This is a genomic window from Lewinella sp. IMCC34191, assembly GCF_003390935.1.
Classification (GTDB): domain Bacteria; phylum Bacteroidota; class Bacteroidia; order Chitinophagales; family Saprospiraceae; genus Neolewinella.
Window position 1 is genome coordinate 21,144 of the sequence record NZ_QNQZ01000010.1, and the last position, 16,838, is coordinate 37,981.

The following is a 16,838-nucleotide window of genomic DNA, read 5'->3' on the forward strand; positions in this document are numbered from 1 at the left end:
CCGGCCTATCCCCCGGTCTCCTATGCGCCCATTCGGTCGATTGATTTCGTTTCTCCTGCCGCTCGTCGCCCTATTAAGCTGCCGCTCGGCGGAACGGGAACCGGAATTTCTCTTGCGGGCCAGCCTGCTGGTGGCCGAAGACCATACCTGGTACCGCGCCTTCGAATACTTCGGAGAGATACTGGAGGAGCGTACCGACGGCCGGATGGTGCTCCAAACCTACCCTTCCGAGCAGCTGGCGAAGGAGATCGAAGCGATCCGGATGATCCAGTCGGGGGTGATCGATATGACCAGCACCAGCAGCCTGTTGAGCAACTGGACGGAGATCATGAGCTTCTGTGAGATGCCCTTCTACATGGAAAGCATGGAGGAGGTCGACAGCCTGATGGCCGGGACCCTGGGCGAGCGGATCGAGGAGGCGATGATCCGCGATACCGGACTGCGGCCCGTCGGCTACTTCCAGGCCGGCCCCCGCCACCTGACCTCCAACCGACCCATCCTTCACCCGGATGACCTGACCGGACTCGTCATTCGTATTCCCAATATCCCCGCCTTCGTGACGGCCTGGGACGCCCTCGGCGCCAAGGCGATCCCCATGGCCTTTTCCGAAGCCTTCACCTCCCTGCAGCAGGGCGTCATCAACGCACAGGAAAATCCCCTGCCCCTCACGAAGATGGCCGGCTTCTACGAGGTACAGCAGTACGTCAACCTGACGAGCCACGTCTTCGGCTGGACGCACCCGGTGATCGGCGAAAAGCAGTTCCAGCAGTTCCCGGACGACCTGAAGAAAATATTCCTGGAGTGCGCCCGGGATATGCAGATCTACGAACGGGAGCTCTTCCACGCGAACGCGCAGGAGACCCGCCAATTCCTGGAGGACGCGGGAATGGAGTTCCTGGAAGTCGACCGCCCGGCCTTCGTGGCGGGCTGCGGCGATGCCGTTTATAATACCCTCTCCCCGGAGATGCAGCAATTGTACCGCGAGCTGAAATCTTCGGGGCAATGAGGTCCTTCGTCCGCATCGCCGATACCGCCCTCAAGTGGGGCACGCTGCTGATGACAGGCAGCTTTCTGGCCTGCATACTGGTGCAGATTTACGCCCGCCTGTTCCTGACTACGGCTCCATCGTGGACGGAAGAGGCAGCCCGCCTCTTTTTTGTACTCGCCATTGCCTTTGCCGCGGGCCCGGCCCTGAAGCGCGATTACTACGTTTATTTTGACTTCGTGTACGACAAGCTCGGCATGACATGGCAGCGACGACTGACGGTGGCCATCGACGCGCTGACCGTACTGCTCTTTGTTCTCTTCCTATACCACGCCGTATCCTTTACGATAATGGGATTCGCGGAGCGGTCGCCCAGCCTGCAGTTTCCGATGGCGATTGCCTTCGGTGGCATGGTGGTACTGGCCCTGTCCGTGCTGCTCTACGCCGTGGACCGGCTTTTGAAGCACCTATCGGTTAACAAACCAGCGGCATGATCTGGATCCTACTCGGCAGCTTCGCGCTCTTCCTGGTGCTGCGCTTTCCGATCGCCTTCGCGCTGGGACTGTCCTGCCTGCTCTACCTGGTGATCGCGGATATCTCCCTCATCATCATCCCCATGAAGATGTACTCGGGCATCGACGTGTTCGTACTACTGAGCATCCCCGGCTTCATCATGGCGGGTAACCTCATGAACCAGGGAGGACTCACCGAGAAAATCATCAACTTCTGCAACCGGTTGGTCGGCCACATCCGGGGTGGCCTGGCCCTGGCGAATATCGCGGCGTCGATGCTCTTTGCCGGTATCTCGGGTACCGCGATTTCCGATACGGCCAGCATCGGATCGGTCATGATCCCGGCCATGAAAAAGGAAGGTTACGACGCGCCCTTCGCCTGCGCGGTGACGGCCGCCTCCTCCACCGTGGGTCCCATCATTCCGCCCAGCGTTTCGATGATCATCGCGGCTACGCTGACTGGCTTGTCGGTGGGTAAGCTCTTCCTGGCGGGAGCACTGCCGGGATTCCTGCTCGGCATCTCCCTGCTCGGGCTGACCTACTACATCTCCCGCAAGCGGAAGTACCCGGTCCACGAGCGGAGCAGCCTCCGGCAGATCGCGCGCAGTTTCTTCGATACCTTTTGGGCGCTGTTGATGACCGTCGTCATTCTCTGGGGCATCATCGGTGGCTTCTTTACCCCGACGGAGGCTTCCATCGTGGCGGTGGTCTACGCGCTGCTGGTCGGGCTATTCGTCTACCGCCGGCTGACGGTCAGGAAAGCCCTGGTTGTTATCCTGGATTCGATGAAGACGTCGGCTTCCCTGATGGTGCTGATCGGCTTCGCCAATCTGTTCGGTTGGATCCTGATCATCGAGCGGCTGCCGCAGGCCGTTTCCTCCGGGATCTTAGACTTCACCGATAATCCGTACATGGTGCTCCTGTTGGTCAATCTGCTGCTGATCTTCGTCGGCACCTTCATGGAAACCATCGCGGCGCTGCTCATCCTCTTTCCCATTCTGCTCAACGTGGCCGTGGCCGTCGGTATCGATCCCATCCACTTTGCCGTGGTGGCCCTGCTCAACCTGATGATCGGCCTGACCACGCCGCCGCTCGGGGTCTGCCTGTTCGTGGCCGCGGGCATCGGGAAGACGTCGATCGGCAGCGTAGCGCGGGCGGGCTTTCCCTTTTCGCTGATGAGTTTGCTGGTCTTGGCACTGGTGACGCTTTTCCCGGGGCTTTCGCTGTGGTTGCCGGAACTGTTTACGGACTAATATTTAGGGCGACGGAGCGCAGGTAGAAAGGGAACAACGAAAACGGAGGCACGTTATATCCCGTTAAACGCCGGTAGTCGGCGACAAACAACCCAACCTATGGCCGGCATGACTTTGGAACAACTATCGGAAAAGATCCGGGATATCGACTTCGGTATGCTCTCGACGCGGACCGACGGCGACGCCGTCGCGAGCCGCCCGATGAGTAACAACGGGGAGGTCGACTACGACGGCGATTCCTATTTTTTCTGCCACGAGTCCACGCGCATGGTCAGCGACATCGCGGGCGACCCGCACGTCGGGCTGACCTTCACCGGAAAGAAAGGCCTGCTCGGCAAGCCGCCCATCTTCATCGCTATCGTAGGCACCGCCGAGCTCATCCGCGATAAGGCCCGCTTCGCCGAGCACTGGGTAGAGGACCTGGAACGGTGGTTCAAGCAGGGCATCGACACCCCGGGGCTCGTGATGATCAAGGTGACCGCCGAGCGGATCCACTACTGGGACGGCGAGGACGAAGGCGAACTGATTCCCTAGTCGGCCAGCAAGGGACGGAGTGGTTTGCGGATGGATGCCTACCTTTCCAGGGTACTGCTCTAAATTGTCCGCCTATGACCATCCTCTGCATTTCCTGCTACTATAAAGGAATGGCCTTCCTTCGCGCCGCCAAGGCGGCCGGTAACACCGTCTACCTGCTTACGGTCAAGAAACTCGAGCACGAGGCGTGGCCACGGGAGGCGGTAGACGAGTTCTTTTACCTGGAGAACGAGAATAACGACGCCAACAGCCTGGCCAATATCGCCAAGGGTTTTGCCTGGATGGCTCGCAGCCGTAAGATCGACCGGATCGTGGCCCTCGATGACTTCGACGTCGAAAAGGCCGCCTTCCTCCGCGAGGAGTTCCGCATTTCGGGGATGGGGCAAACCACGGCCCGCCACTTCCGCGACAAGCTGGCCATGCGCGTTCGCGCCCGGGACCACGGCGTACCCGTACCGCGCTTCTCCGACCTGTTCAATGATGTAGAACTCACCGAATTCGCCAACGCGGTAGATTACCCCTGCCTGGTCAAACCCCGCGGCGAGGCCAGCGCGACCGGCATCAAGAAGGTCCATTCCGCCCAGGAGTTATGGGACCACGTCAATAGCCTAGGCGAGCGACGTAAGGACTTCCTCGTCGAGCAATTCCGCCCGGGCGATGTCTACCACGTCGACGCCCTTTCCGTAGACGGAGAAATTGCCTTCTGCCAGGTATCCCGCTACTTGAGCACCCCCTTCGAAGTAGCCCACGGCGGGGGCATCTTTCGCTCCGTCAGTGTACCCTACCACGACGAGGACGCCGTCATCCTGCGCCGCCTGACCGAAGACGTCATGCACGCTTTCCGCATGCAGTTCAGTGCCTCCCACACCGAATTCATCAAAACCGAGGACGGCCGGTTCGTCTTCCTCGAAACCGCCAGCCGCGTCGGCGGAGCCCACCTGGCCGAAATGGTCGAAGCCGCCACCGGCGTCAGCCTCTGGGAGGAATGGGCCAAGATCGAAACCGCCATGGCGCAGGAACGCTCCTACCAGGTCCCGCCCCGACGCTACGACCAGGCCGGCATCATCGTCAGCCTCTCCCGCTACGAGCACCCCGACACCTCTTCCTTCACCGACCCGGAGATCGTCTGGCGCATGAATAAAAAACAGCACATCGGCCTGATCGTCGCGTCCGACTCCCAGCAACGCATCCTTGAATTACTGGACGATTATGCGGAACGGGTCGGGCGGGATTTTCACGCTTCGGCGCCGCCGGCCAGTAAGAGCCCTCATTAGTTAGAACGGTAGGCGGGCAACTTGGCACAGGGTTACAGCTCTCAGGGTGGTCACGGGTTCGGGTGGAGGACCTCCGGTCCGACTTGTCACTCTCATCATCGGCAAGTTGCCCACGTGCGGCAGCCATCCACTAATTCAGTAATTCCACCATTCACCACTTCCCAAGACAGCACCTAACCAAGTCACAGGTACTGATATCCAAACGTCAAACCGAAAGGCACCTTACCTGCGCCCCGCCGCCCCCAAAAGGCTATCTTTGCCGGCTAAACCAACTAACAACCGATGCGCGTACATATTCTCACCCTTTGCCTTGCGTTTTTGACGGCCGGCCTGACGGCTCAGATCCAGTCGCCACCGCCTTCGCCCACTTCCAAAGTGGAGACTTCCGTCGGGCTGACGGACGTGACCATCGAATACAGCCGCCCCGGGAAGAAGGGCCGCGAACTGTTTGACGAAGACGGACTCGTACCCTACGGCGAGATCTGGCGTACCGGTGCCAATCAGGCTACAAAGATTATTTTCGGCGACGCCGTTATGGTAGCCGGTAAGGAAGTACCCGCTGGTGCTTACGCCATCCTGTCCCGCCCCACCGAGGACGAGTGGGAAGTGATGTTCTTTGACTACGCCGGTGGCCAGTGGACCGCCTACGTGGAGCGCGAGCCCGCCGTTACCGTAACCGCCGAAGTACAGGAGGCCGAGGATGAAGCCGAAACCTTCACCATCGACATCGCCAACTACAGCCTCGACGGTGCCGAACTGATTATGAAGTGGGGAGAGACGATGGTCGCCCTGCCGATCCAGTCGAACGCGAAGGAAAGTGTCATGGCCACCATCGACCGCGTCATGGCCGGACCCAGCACCAACGATTACTTCCAGGCCGCTACCTTCCTGAACGAGATCGGAGAGAACGAGAAGGCGCTGGAGTACGTCCAGAAGGCCACCACCCAGGCCGAGAACCCCGCCTACTGGATGCTGCGGCGCGAAGCCCTGATCCTGCACGACCTCGGTCGTGATGAGGAGGCCGTGGAAACCGCCCGGAAGTCGATGGAGCTGGCCCAGGAGGCCGGTAACATGGACTACGTCCGTATGAACGAGGCTTCGATCGAGGAGTGGGATATGTAATCCGGACCCGATACAGCAGACGCAGAAAGGGCGCACCGAAAATTCGGTGCGCCCTTTTTTTGTTTGGACGCTCGAAGGTGCAAGCACGCTTCGAGGTCCTGCCCTTAAGCAGGAGGATTAGCGAGGACCTCAAAGTGTCGGCGAAGCCACCTTTGAGTGTCCGTCATCGCTACCCTACCGCCGGTTGATAGAACTAGTGATGAGGCTCGTGGCCGCGATCACGGTACCGAAAACAACGGCGGAAGCCAAGGCCCGTACGGTCGATCCGCGCATCACGATGCCACTCTTCTTGGCTTTATCGTCGAAGGAACCGTGGCTGCCGTGATCGCCGGAGACGGTATCGAAGAGGTAGTCCTTATCATGGGTAGCGCTTTCCTCGGTTTGCTGGCCGGAGACGGCGGTTTTGCCGAGGAACAGATCCATCAGGCCGGGGAAGAGCTTGCTCCCCAGGATGGTCTGAAAGGCGGGCAGGCCGACGTAGTATTCGCGGTCGTTGGTATCGGAAGCGGTAACGACGGCGCGGGCGGCTACCTCGGGTTGATAGATCGTTCCCATCGGACGGGGCTGCTTGTTCAGCTTGTTGCGGACGAGGCTGAACTGGGTCGTGTTGATGCCCGGCAACTGTACCATGGTAGTCATGACGTTGCTGTTCTCGTATTTGAGTTCGGCACGGATGCTGTCGTAGAAGCCTTCGATGGCGTGCTTGGCGCCGCAGTAAGCGGTCTGGAGGGGGATTCCCCGGTAGGCCAGAGCCGAACCGACGAAGACGATACTACCGCGGTTGCGGGGCTGCATCCGCTTGAGGGCGCATTTGGTGCCGTAGACCGTGCCGAGATAGGTGACATCGGTGACCCGCTTGAACTCGTCCATATCGATATCCTTAAAGAGACCGAGTACGCTGTTCATCGCATTGTTGACCCAGACATCAATGGGGCCGAAGGTTTCCTCAACCTTGCTAGCCGCTTCGTCGAGTGCCTGAAAATCGGAAACATCGAGGGAAAGCACTAAGGCTTCACCGCCGAGGGCTTCCACCTCGCGGCGGGCGGCTTCCAGTCCCTCCTTATTGCGAGCAATCAGGCCGATGCGGGCGTGTTCCTTGGCGAATTCGCGGGCGATGGCTCGTCCGATACCCGCCGAGGCACCGGTGATAACAATGGTCCGTGGCCGTTCAAATTGGGAGGTTGACATAATCTTTATAGTTGTTGTTTTACACTTAATACAACCGGGTCGCCGGGTTACAATGTTCGGATATCTATGTCCGCCAGCTCCGAAATGCCCTACTTCGTCCGCCCCTCGGTGAATCTCTCGCCGGAAGACAAGGACACCGCCTATGATCAGGCTTACAACGCCATCACCGCCACCATCGGAACCGAAACGGATGAGGTGATGAAGATGGTTACCATCAACTGCCTGCTGAAGACCTTCCTCCCCTACTACTACTGGGTCGGATTCTACCTCGTGCGCGATGGCCGGCTGGTAGTCGGACCCTATCAGGGTACCCTCGGATGCCTTTATATCGACTTCGGACGGGGCGTCTGCGGTACGGTCGCCGGCAGCGGGCAGACCAAGATCGTAGCCGATACCCACGCCCTCGAGCAGGGAAAGGAACACATCGCCTGCGACCCCAACAGTCGCTCGGAGATCGTGCTCCCGGTCCGCCGCACCGACGGTAGCTTGCTCGGCGTATTCGACGTAGACAGCAGCGTGGAAAACAGCTTCGACGAAGTGGATCAGCGGTGGCTGGAGCGGATACTTACCGTGTTCGGCTAGCTCCCTGGTCCGCCGAGCGGAGCTCGTCTGCCCAGGGAGCCTGGTATAACGGACCCGTGGGCGGACCAGCTGCGCCGGGCAGACCACCAGTGCAATGTACCTTTGCCGGTCAAACGAGCGAAGCGAGCATCCCCGCCCAATCGTACTTCGTAAATCGGCTATCGTAAATCCCCATGAGCTACACCATCCGGCTCCCCCAGTTCGAGGGTCCCTTCGACCTCCTGCTGTTCTTTATCGAACGGGACGAACTGGATATCTACGATATACCCATTTCGCAGGTCACTAATGATTTTCTCGCCTACATGCGGCAGGCGGAGCGGATGGACATCGACCTGGCCAGTGAGTTCGTACTCGTAGCGTCTACCCTTTGCCGGATCAAGGCGAAAATGCTGATACCGCGCAAGCCCGTGGACGAGGAGGGCAACGAGATCGACCCCCGGGAGGAACTGGTCCAACGGCTGCTGGAATACAAGCGCTACAAAAGCGTGCTGAAGGAACTGCGGGACCTGGAAACGAAGCGGGGACTGCGGAGCTACCGGGGCAACATTGCCGAGGAGCTCGATCACCTGGCGACAAAAGCGCTGGTCGACGTGGAGTTGGAAAGCGTTACGCTCTTCAAGTTGCTGCGTGCTTACGAGCGGATGATGCTGCGGCTGGAGGAGGCCAACAAACGGCCGGTGATCCACGAGGTGGCCCAGTTTACCCATACGATCGAAGAGCAGCAGGACCGGATCCTCGGCTTAGTGGGTGGTATCCAGTTCGGGAAGGGACGGCCGGGCTTCGAGGAGATTTTCGGCGTGTGTGAAAGCCGGTTGCACGCGATCATTACCTTTTTAGGGCTGCTGGAGTTGCTGAATACGCACCAGGTCCGATTGGTGGATGCCGCCGGGGTAAACGACTTTTATCTGGAAGCGGGTAACGCGGAGGAGGAGGAATAGTCGGCGATACTAGTTCAATACGGCCGGGGAAAGATGGAGGAACCTGGGTACGTCCACCTGGAAGTAATTTTCGGTGCCTTCGTGCTCGCGGTACATTACGTAGCTGCCCTGCATGGCACCGATGGGGGTTTTAAACTGTACCCAGCTGTTGTATTCGTACGATTCGCCGGGCGCGATGATGGGTTGCTGACCGACCACGCCTTCGCCTTCGATCAGGCGCCGCTCGCCGGTGCCCTCGATGACTTCCCACGAACGGCTGAGGAGCCGAATCGGGAGCGCGCTGTTGTTGGAGATCCGGATGCGGTAAGCGTGGACGTACTGGTCGTCTTCGGGCTGCGAGTACTGTTCCTGGTAGAAACTCTCGGCGCTTACGGTGATGCGTTGGGTCGTTTGGCTGGTCATAGTGGGGGGGATGGCTGGGCCATCGTTAGTTCGTAATGCTTATGGTGGTGGGGCTTATGCCGGCCCCGGTATTCCGGGGGAAGGCCGAGGCCGGCATAGCTCGCTTACCTAGAAAGGCAGATCGTCGTCCGCCTCGACAACGGGGGCGTCCTGCGCGGAGGGGAAATCTCCGGGGGCGTCGCTGTTGCTGGCGGCCGGGGCGGCGTCACTGCCGCCGCTGACGGCTTCCACGCGCCAGGCGTTGAGGTTCGTGAAGTACTTGTCCTGCCACTGGCGACCGCGGAGGTCGAAGTGGACCTTGATTTCGTCACCTTCGTTGTACTGGTCGATGATGGCCGTGCGGTCCTGGGTGCATTGGAACTTGACGAAGTTATCGTACTGCCCGCCGTCGTTGGCTTTGATGACAAAATCACGGACGCGGAAGCTCTCGCCCTTGGTTTCGGTTTCGTATTTCTTTTCGAGCGTTCCGGTAATTTCGAATGACATAAGTTGAATTTTAATCGTTGCTAATCTAGCAATTATTGAAGGCTCCCGGTTCGGAAAACCGGCTTAATTAAGGTGAGGAAAATGGAAAACGGACTTACTGGGTGCGCTCGCAGGCCCCGGCACACTCCCCGTACAGGTTCAGGCTGTGGCCCGTGACCTTAAAGTTGAGGATATCGCCCATCATATTCTTGATCTGCTGCACCCGGGGGTCGCAGAATTCCGTGACCCGGCCGCAGGTGTTGCAGATCAGGTGATCGTGCTGCTTATAGCCGTAGCTTTTCTCGTACTGCGCCAGGTTCTTACCGAACTGGTGCTTCTTGACCAGGTCGCAGCTGACGAGGAGTTCCAGCGTATTGTAGACCGTAGCCCGACTGACCCGGTAGTTGTTGGTCTTCATGTGGATGTAGAGCGACTCGGCGTCGAAGTGGTCGTCGCGATTGTAGATCTCTTCCAGTATGGCAAACCGCTCCGGGGTCCGGCGAGCCTTACGCTCGCGCAGATGCTCGGAAAAGATGTCCTTGACCTGTTGAATGTCGGTGGTTGGATTGGATTGCATGCGTGGTGGAAAAGAATCTTTATTCTACCCGGGAAACGGTTGAGACGTTGTCTAAGTTTTGCAAAGCCCTGGAGGCCAGTCGCAATTGGTCGGTGTTGCGCACCAGCAGGCTGATCTTGGCGGTGAAGTGGCCGCTCTCGGCGGCGATGTTGAAGCTGCGGATATCCAGGTCCATTTGGGTGATCTCGTGGCTGATGGTCTCGATGACCCCCTTGCCGCTATCCAGGCCGGTAAGCTCCAGTTCGGCTACGAAGCTGTGATCGGTGGTACTCACCCACTCCGCCTTCATGATGCGGTAATCGTAGTTCGCCATCAGGTTTTCCGCGTTGGGGCAGATGACCCGGTGGATTTTGAGGCCGGCATTGGAGGTCAGGTAGGCAAAGACCTGGTCGCCCTGCACGGGATTACAGCAGCTCGCCATGGTGTATTCCAGCTGATCTCCGGGTTCCCCGTTGATCAGTAGCTTGGTGGTCCCCTTGAGGCGGTTGGCGCCGTTCCGGCGGTTTTTGCTGTCGGGCTCTTTTTCTTGGGCGGCGGGCGCAGGTAGAGCGATGGCCAGCTTCCCGTGGTCCACTTCGAAGGGCTTCAGGATCTGGGCGATACTGAGCGCCTCCCGTCCGAGGTCATAGAAAAGATCGACGTGGCTCCCTTCCGTCCAATGCCTGGCTAAGGTCTCGACCGCGGCCTTTTCGTCCTCTACGTGCAGCTTCTTCAGTTTGCGATGGAGCGCCTCCTTGGCCAACTCGCCCTGCTGGCGCTTTTCCTCCTTCAGCGACTGCCGGATCTTCGCCTTGGCCTTTCCGGTTTTAACCATATCCAGCCAGTTCGGATTGGGCTTCTGCTGGGGGTTGGTATTAACCTTGAGGCGGTCGCCGTTGCGCAGGACGTACGACATCGGCACGATCCGCTCGTCGCACAGGATGCTCTGGCAGTGATAGCCGACCATACTATGCACGCTGAATGCAAAGTCCAGGGCCGTCGAGCCCTTCGGCAGGGCTTTCATATCGCCGTCCGGGGTGTAGACGTACACCTCCTCGTTGAAGAAGCTGTTCGCCCGGAAGTCACCCAGGAACTGCACCGTATCGCTGTTCGGATTTTCGAGGATATCGCGGACACTCTCAAACCATTGTTCGTAGACGTCGCGCTGGTTACTGACGCCCTTGTACTTCCAGTGGGCGGCAAAGCCCCGCTCGGCGATCTCGTTCATGCGCTCGCTGCGGATCTGGACTTCTACGAAACGGGCACCGGGTCCGACCACCGTGGTATGCAGGCTTTCGTAACCGTTCGACTTCGGGATGGTGATCCAGTCCTTCAGGCGGGAGGGCACGGCCTGATAGGTATCCGTGATGGTGCTGTAGATGGCCCAGGCGGCCAGCTTTTCCTTCTCGCGGGGCACGTCGAGGATCACGCGTACGGCGAAGAGGTCGTAGATCTGCTCGAAGGGGACCTGCTTCTTCTTGATCTTATTGGCGATGCTGTAGATCGACTTCGGCCGCCCGAAGATGCGGTAGTTATAACCCAGGGAATCCAATTTGGAGCGCAGCGGAGAGATGAAGCTTTCGATGTACTTCTCCCGGGCGGCCTTCGTTTCCTGGAGCTTGCGGGCCACGGCGTTGTACTCATCCCGTTCCAGCACCTTCATACACAGGTCGAGGAATTCGGACCGGAAATTGTACAGGCCGAGGCGGTGGGCCAGGGGGGCGTAGATGTAGCTGGTTTCGGCGGCGATCTTGAGCTGCTTGTGCTCCGGCATGCTCTTGATCGTCCGCATATTGTGCAGGCGGTCGGCCATCTTGATCAACACGATCCGCACGTCTACGATGAGGGTACTCAGTACCTTCTTGAAGTTCTCCGCCTGTTTGCTTTCGCTCTGGTAGGCGCTGTCGAGTTTGGTCAGGCCACCCACCATCTGGGCGATGCGGTCACCGAACTGGTCCTGTAGTTCCTCGATGGTGACCGGCGTGTCTTCCACCACGTCGTGCAGGAGAGCGGCGCAGATGGCCGTGGGGCCGAGGCCGATCTCTTCCGCGCAAATCTTCGCCACGGCGATGGGATGGAAAATATAGGGCTCCTTTGATTTCCGGCGCTGGTGGCGATGGCTGTAGTTAGCCAGCCGGAATGCCCGGTTCATCTGGTCCCGGTCCTCCTGGGAATAAGACGTGCGCAGACTGGCGATCATATCCTCGTAGGCATGATCGATCGCCTTCTGCTCTTCTACCGTAATGTCCAGTACTTCAGCCATACTTAATTACTAACAAGTATACGTAGAAATCGGACGAGCGGAAGCCCGTCCCGTCACGTCACATTCAGGCTTTGTCGCCTAATTTCCGCAGCTGAACCAGGTCCCGGAAAGCCTTCCGCGCTTCCTGCACGGGGGATCCGAACCAGCTCTTGCCACCCTCCAGATCGCGACCGACGCCACTCTGGGCCATGATCACGGTGCGCTCCCCGAGACTCACGTTCTGGGCGATACCGGCCTGCCCCTGTAGGATCGACCAATCGCCGATGGTACAGTTGCCCGCCACCCCCACCTGGGCAGCCATCTGCACGTGGCGGCCGACCTTGCAATCGTGGCCGATCTGCACCTGAGCGTCCAGCTTACTACCTGCACCAATCACCGTCGTGGAGGAAACACCCCGTGAAATCGTACAGCACGGGCCCAGGAAAACGTCGTCCTCCAGGTGAACGCTGCCCCCGCTGCGCCAGGGAATCAGGCCATCGCCGCTTCGTTTAAAGTAGAAGGCTTCGCCGCCGACGACCGTCCCGCCACTGACCACGACGCGGTCGCCCATCGTGCATCCGTCGCCGATTACCGCATTCGGACCGATGTGGCAGTGCTCGCCTATAACGACGCCGCTGCCCAGGTGCGCACCGGGAGCGACATAGGTGCCCGTTCCGACCCGGGGGGCATCCCCGTCTTCTCCCTCATCGCGGGGGCGCTGTCCCCAAACCAATCCGTTGTACACCGCGAAGGGTTGGGGATGGACCAGTAGAGTCTTTCCCGGCGGGCAGGGATGGGGTTGGTCGATGAGAATAACCGAGGCCGCCGACGCCAGGGTGGCCGCGTAGTACCGGGGATGATCGACGAAGCAAAGATCTCCGGATTCTACGTGATGAATTTCGTTGAGACCGCTTATTACCTGCGCTCCGTCGCCCAACAATTCCGCTCCGAATTGGTCGGCCAGGCTAGCGGCGGTGGTGGGGGTTTGGAGTTTCATTTGTTGGTTGTCGGGTGTCGGGTGTCAGTTTATGACGCCTTCCAGTTTGTATTTGTAGAAGCTGACGCCGGCGCCGTATACCCAGCCCTGTTTGCCGCTTTCGAGGCGGATCTTGACCCAGGGTTCGGTGGGGGTGACGTCGCCCAGGTTGATGGTGAAAAGGGAGTCCGTCACCTCGTTCATGTAGGTCACGGGTTCGTAAAGGCCGAGCCGACCGATGATGGGGGCCCCGAGCTTGGGTTGGACGCGGACGTTGAGCCCGTCGATGGTGCTGTAGAGCGTGGTCTCCTTTTGGACGACGACGGCCCGGTTGACTTGCCCCGGCAGGTAGGCCACGCTATCGCCGGGGAGGGGTTGGGTACGCGCCCGAAGTAGGGCGGCCTCCCGCGCGAGGCGTTCCTGTTCGGCATCGGAAAGGAGGGACTCGGCGGCCGATACCCGGGGTTGGGCCTCACGCAGCTTACGGATGGAGTCGCGCAGGATGCTGTCACGGCGCTCGAGGTAGTCCTCGCGGGTTTCCTGCTCCTCGATCATGGCGTAGTCGCCGTCGTTGGCGTTACACTGGCGCATAGCCCAAACCATGAAGAGCAGCGTCACGAGGGAAACGATCACGAAAGGAAACCACTGGGTGGAAGTACGCTTAGGCGTGGCCATGTTGATTTACTGGTTGCGAGTTGGTGCGGGGTGCGGTAGTACATCGCTAAATGGAGTGCAAGGTACGTGTGTTACGGCTGAAGGGAGGCATGGCCTGCCCAAAGCCGCTGATGTGTCCGGAGTCACCCAATTTTGGTGGGGAAAATTGAAAACCCTCCCGACCCAACCGGGGTTTCGCTATTGAACACTAATGTGGACGGCCCCCCCACCCCCGCAACCCGCAACCCGTACATGCCCCGTCACTACTCCCAACTTTACCGTGAGCTTCGCGCCGTTGACCCGACGGACTACCACCGCATCATACGGATGTACGAGGAGCAGGAGGCGGAGATCGGCCGGCTGGACGTTTTGGAGAACTTCGAACTGACGGTCTGTTACGTGGATGCTCTCTTCGAAACGGGGGCCTACCGCGAGCACCAAATGATGGTCGACCTCGTGATCCACGCCAGCATACGTCACGACATACGCCACGTGCCGGGACGGGAGGAGGAGATCTTCGAATACCAGCTCTTCCGGAAAGCCGCCAGTGCCTTTCGTATCCAGGACTACGCCACGGCCGAGCACGTGCTGCGCGAGCTGATCGCCATGCGCCCGGGAAAAGAGGTGTACTTCCGTTTTATGCGGACTACGCTCTTCCGTCGTAAGACCGACATCCTGCAGTTCGGACGCGCCGCCTGCATCTTTTGCATGTTGCTGACGGCCGTGGTCGTGACCGTCAATCTGCTGGTCGTCAAGTCTTTCTATCCGGCCTATTCCACGCTTGCCACGTGGATCAGCCTGGATGTCTTCGGTGCCGGACTACTGGCGCTGTTTGGGACCTACGGTTACGCTTATTACCTTTCCTGGAGCGAGGCCAGGCAATTTCGGGCCGCGCGCTTAAACAAACGGCCTTAGTAGCCGCTATACAGGAAAAATTCACACTAATACATGGCAACCAAACCCACCTTAGTCATTCTGGCCGCCGGAATGGGCAGCCGCTACGGCGGACTCAAGCAAATCGACGGCGTCGGCCCCAGCGAAGAGGGCATTATCGAGTACTCCATCTACGACGCGATCCGCGCCGGTTTCGGCAAGGTCGTATTCGTTATCCGCAAGGACATCGAAGCACCCTTCCGCGAGAAATTCAACGGAAAATTCAAGGACGACATCGAAGTCGCCTATGCCTTCCAGGGCATGGACAGTTTCGTACCCGCAGGCATCGACCCCGAAAAGCGGGAAAAGCCCTGGGGTACTTCCCACGCTATGCTGGTCGCCAAGGATGTCGTTGACGAACCTTTCGCGGTCATTAACGCCGATGACTACTACGGCGTGGAAGCCTTCCAGAAGATGGCGTCCTTCCTGGTTGCCGAGGCCGATCCCGAGACCTTCTCCATGGTCGGTTACGTGCTGCACCGGACGCTGTCCGATCACGGAACGGTCAACCGCGGCGTGACCGTCGTAGCCGAGGATTACCTGCTGCGCGACGTCAACGAACGCCTCAAGATCCAGCGGGGTACCGACAGCAAGGTCACCTACCTGGGCGAAGACGGACACCGTTATGAACTAGCCGACGATGCCGTCGTATCCATGAACTTCTGGGGTTTCCACCCATCGGTCTTCGATCGCCTGGAGAAAGGCTTCGCGGAGTTTGCCAAGGACAACGTTGATAATCCACGCGCCGAATACCTCATCCCCGAACTGGTGGACGGTATGATCAAGGACGGCAGCGCTACCGTTAAGGTGCTGGTCAGTGAAGACAAATGGTACGGCGTCACCTACCAGGAAGACAAGCCGAAAGTACAGGAGGCCTTCTCCATGCTGGTGGCCGAGAATACCTACCCTACCCCCCTATTCAGTTAGGAGGTATTCACTCCAGCTTCCGGGATACAGTGCCGGAAACTCCCCGAAGGCGTAGTTATACGCCAGAATATTGTGACAAGCCGTCACGCCGGAGCCGCAGTAGAAGACATTCTGCTGCGGCTCTTTCTTTAGGCCGGCGAAGCGTTCACGCAGTTCTTCCCGTGATTTGAACTTGCCCTGCCGCAAATTATCCGGCCACGGCAGATTGATGGCCCCGGCGATATGCCCGGCGATCGGATCGATGGGTTCGGACTCCCCCCGGTAGCGTTCCGGCGTCCGGGAGTCGATCAGCCGGTACCGTTCATCCTCCCGAATCTTCTGGATAGCCGGCAGCTCGTGGATCATCAGTTCGCTTTCGACCACCGGATACGCGTCGGCGGGCTCGGTCACTGCTTCTCCGGTTTCGGTAGGCAGACCCGCGGCGAGCCATTCCGGGTAGCCCCCGTCGAGAACGGAAACCCGCTCGTGTCCGATGTACCGCAGCAGCCACCACGCCCGCGCGGCAATTCCGCCTCCCTTGTCGTCGTAGGCGACCACCGGCCGGTGCGGGGTGAGCCCCAGGTCGGCCATCCGTCTGGCGAATGTCTCCCGCAGGGGTAAGGGATGGCGGCCCGTTTTCCCGTCCACTTTCGCGCTGGACAGGTCGAGATCCAAATGCAGGTAGAAAGCTCCGGGGATGTGCCCTTCCAGGTACTGGCGGTGCCCCTTTTCGGTATCGAAAAGATCGAAACGGCAATCGAGGATCAGCGGTTTTTCCGTGAGGAGGTCATCGAGCTCCTCGACGGATAGAATGGGGGTATTCATAACCCCAAGGTACGATCAGTAGTCGGCCCAATGGCGTAGTTCGATGTGGAATTCATCGCCCGCGTTAACCACCGTCGCGATTTCACCGAAGTGTGGCGTCCGCCATTTACTCGGAGGGACCCTGGCGAAGCCATAGGGCTCGGTGGGGACACCGAAAAAATTCTTATCCAGCTCACCGTTTCCGTTCAGATCCTGAAATGCGGCCAGCACATATTCCCCCTTTGCGGGAACTTCGAGGCTTATTTCGGCCCGCACGGATTCATCGGGCAGCGGATGAATGGCATGGGCGATGTTATCCTCATCCTCGAAACCTTCGGGCGTATCGTAGGCCGCTACGTAGACCTGGCCACCGGCCGTGGGGGCCAGCACACGCAAGTTGAGCACCTGGGGCGCGGGAGCCGAGACGAAAGGGAAGAGAAGCGTAAATAGAGATAACAGGAAAGTCAAGATAGTGATGTCTAGGTGATACTGCCAATAACAAAAAACGCCCC

Annotated in this window: 19 protein-coding genes; 10 read left to right on the forward strand and 9 right to left on the reverse strand. The window is 59.3% G+C overall.

Features of this window, described 5'->3' with window-relative positions; genetic code table 11:
• The first annotated feature begins 22 nt into the window (after positions 1-22).
• The 6 genes from DRW39_RS17625 (at position 23) to DRW39_RS17650 (ending at position 5,680) form a co-directional block, all read left to right on the forward strand.
• The gene (locus DRW39_RS17625; protein WP_116108401.1) at positions 23-1,006 is read left to right on the forward strand and encodes a TRAP transporter substrate-binding protein; all 984 of its coding nucleotides are present in this window, start codon (positions 23-25) and stop codon (positions 1,004-1,006) included.
• A complete protein-coding gene (locus tag DRW39_RS17630) occupies positions 1,003-1,479 on the forward strand; it encodes a TRAP transporter small permease (RefSeq protein WP_116108402.1) in 477 nt (158 codons plus the stop codon). The genes DRW39_RS17625 and DRW39_RS17630 overlap by 4 nt, the downstream gene beginning before the upstream one ends.
• Complete coding sequence (locus DRW39_RS17635; RefSeq protein WP_116108403.1) at positions 1,476-2,750, forward strand: TRAP transporter large permease; 1,275 nt, start codon at positions 1,476-1,478, stop codon at positions 2,748-2,750. Before DRW39_RS17630 ends, DRW39_RS17635 begins: the two co-directional genes overlap by 4 nt.
• Positions 2,751-2,849: 99 nt before the next feature.
• Positions 2,850-3,284, forward strand: coding sequence for a pyridoxamine 5'-phosphate oxidase family protein (locus tag DRW39_RS17640; RefSeq protein ID WP_116108404.1), 435 nt, complete (start codon positions 2,850-2,852; stop codon positions 3,282-3,284).
• Between the two features lie 74 nt (positions 3,285-3,358).
• On the forward strand, positions 3,359-4,558 hold the full coding sequence (locus DRW39_RS17645) for an acetyl-CoA carboxylase biotin carboxylase subunit family protein (protein WP_116108405.1): 1,200 nt from the start codon (positions 3,359-3,361) through the stop codon (positions 4,556-4,558).
• Between the two features lie 282 nt (positions 4,559-4,840).
• Positions 4,841-5,680, forward strand: a complete 840-nt coding sequence (locus tag DRW39_RS17650; protein ID WP_116108406.1) for a DUF2911 domain-containing protein — start codon at positions 4,841-4,843, stop codon at positions 5,678-5,680.
• A 174-nt stretch (positions 5,681-5,854) separates the two neighbouring features.
• On the opposite strand, the gene DRW39_RS17655 is transcribed toward DRW39_RS17650, so the two are convergent.
• A complete protein-coding gene (locus DRW39_RS17655) occupies positions 5,855-6,868 on the reverse strand; it encodes an SDR family oxidoreductase (protein ID WP_116108407.1) in 1,014 nt (337 codons plus the stop codon).
• A 66-nt stretch (positions 6,869-6,934) separates the two neighbouring features.
• Here DRW39_RS17655 and DRW39_RS17660 point away from each other — a divergent pair, with 66 nt between their 5' ends.
• Both DRW39_RS17660 and DRW39_RS17665 read left to right on the forward strand, forming a co-directional pair.
• The gene (locus tag DRW39_RS17660; protein ID WP_116108408.1) at positions 6,935-7,450 is read left to right on the forward strand and encodes a GAF domain-containing protein; all 516 of its coding nucleotides are present in this window, start codon (positions 6,935-6,937) and stop codon (positions 7,448-7,450) included.
• Positions 7,451-7,623: 173 nt separating this feature from the next.
• Positions 7,624-8,388 (forward strand): segregation and condensation protein A, encoded by a 765-nt coding sequence (locus tag DRW39_RS17665; RefSeq protein WP_116108409.1) that lies wholly within the window; start codon positions 7,624-7,626, stop codon positions 8,386-8,388.
• A gap of 9 nt (positions 8,389-8,397) precedes the next feature.
• Here the strand turns inward: DRW39_RS17665 and apaG are convergent, their stop codons facing one another.
• From apaG to DRW39_RS17695, 6 genes are all read right to left on the reverse strand, one after another.
• Positions 8,398-8,790: a Co2+/Mg2+ efflux protein ApaG gene (gene apaG / locus DRW39_RS17670; protein WP_116108410.1), complete on the reverse strand. Its 393-nt coding sequence runs from the start codon at positions 8,788-8,790 to the stop codon at positions 8,398-8,400.
• A gap of 108 nt (positions 8,791-8,898) precedes the next feature.
• Positions 8,899-9,276: a DUF3127 domain-containing protein gene (locus tag DRW39_RS17675; protein ID WP_116108411.1), complete on the reverse strand. Its 378-nt coding sequence runs from the start codon at positions 9,274-9,276 to the stop codon at positions 8,899-8,901.
• Between the two features lie 94 nt (positions 9,277-9,370).
• Positions 9,371-9,832 (reverse strand): Fur family transcriptional regulator, encoded by a 462-nt coding sequence (locus tag DRW39_RS17680; RefSeq protein WP_116108412.1) that lies wholly within the window; start codon positions 9,830-9,832, stop codon positions 9,371-9,373.
• Between the two features lie 19 nt (positions 9,833-9,851).
• Positions 9,852-12,074: a RelA/SpoT family protein gene (locus DRW39_RS17685; protein ID WP_116108413.1), complete on the reverse strand. Its 2,223-nt coding sequence runs from the start codon at positions 12,072-12,074 to the stop codon at positions 9,852-9,854.
• A gap of 64 nt (positions 12,075-12,138) precedes the next feature.
• A complete protein-coding gene (locus DRW39_RS17690) occupies positions 12,139-13,050 on the reverse strand; it encodes an LpxD N-terminal domain-containing protein (RefSeq protein WP_116108414.1) in 912 nt (303 codons plus the stop codon).
• A gap of 24 nt (positions 13,051-13,074) precedes the next feature.
• Positions 13,075-13,704, reverse strand: a complete 630-nt coding sequence (locus DRW39_RS17695; RefSeq protein ID WP_116108415.1) for an SH3 domain-containing protein — start codon at positions 13,702-13,704, stop codon at positions 13,075-13,077.
• Between the two features lie 231 nt (positions 13,705-13,935).
• Between DRW39_RS17695 and DRW39_RS17700 the strand changes: the two genes are divergently transcribed.
• Together DRW39_RS17700 and DRW39_RS17705 are read left to right on the forward strand one after the other, a co-directional pair.
• Positions 13,936-14,598: a hypothetical protein gene (locus DRW39_RS17700; protein ID WP_157976196.1), complete on the forward strand. Its 663-nt coding sequence runs from the start codon at positions 13,936-13,938 to the stop codon at positions 14,596-14,598.
• Between the two features lie 33 nt (positions 14,599-14,631).
• Positions 14,632-15,543 (forward strand): NDP-sugar synthase, encoded by a 912-nt coding sequence (locus DRW39_RS17705; protein ID WP_116108417.1) that lies wholly within the window; start codon positions 14,632-14,634, stop codon positions 15,541-15,543.
• Here DRW39_RS17705 and DRW39_RS17710 read toward each other — a convergent pair.
• Both DRW39_RS17710 and DRW39_RS17715 read right to left on the reverse strand, forming a co-directional pair.
• Positions 15,532-16,347, reverse strand: a complete 816-nt coding sequence (locus DRW39_RS17710) for a sulfurtransferase (protein WP_116108418.1) — start codon at positions 16,345-16,347, stop codon at positions 15,532-15,534. The genes DRW39_RS17705 and DRW39_RS17710 overlap by 12 nt on opposite strands.
• A 15-nt stretch (positions 16,348-16,362) precedes the next feature.
• Positions 16,363-16,794, reverse strand: a complete 432-nt coding sequence (locus DRW39_RS17715) for a DUF2141 domain-containing protein (protein WP_157976197.1) — start codon at positions 16,792-16,794, stop codon at positions 16,363-16,365.
• Positions 16,795-16,838 lie beyond the last annotated feature (44 nt).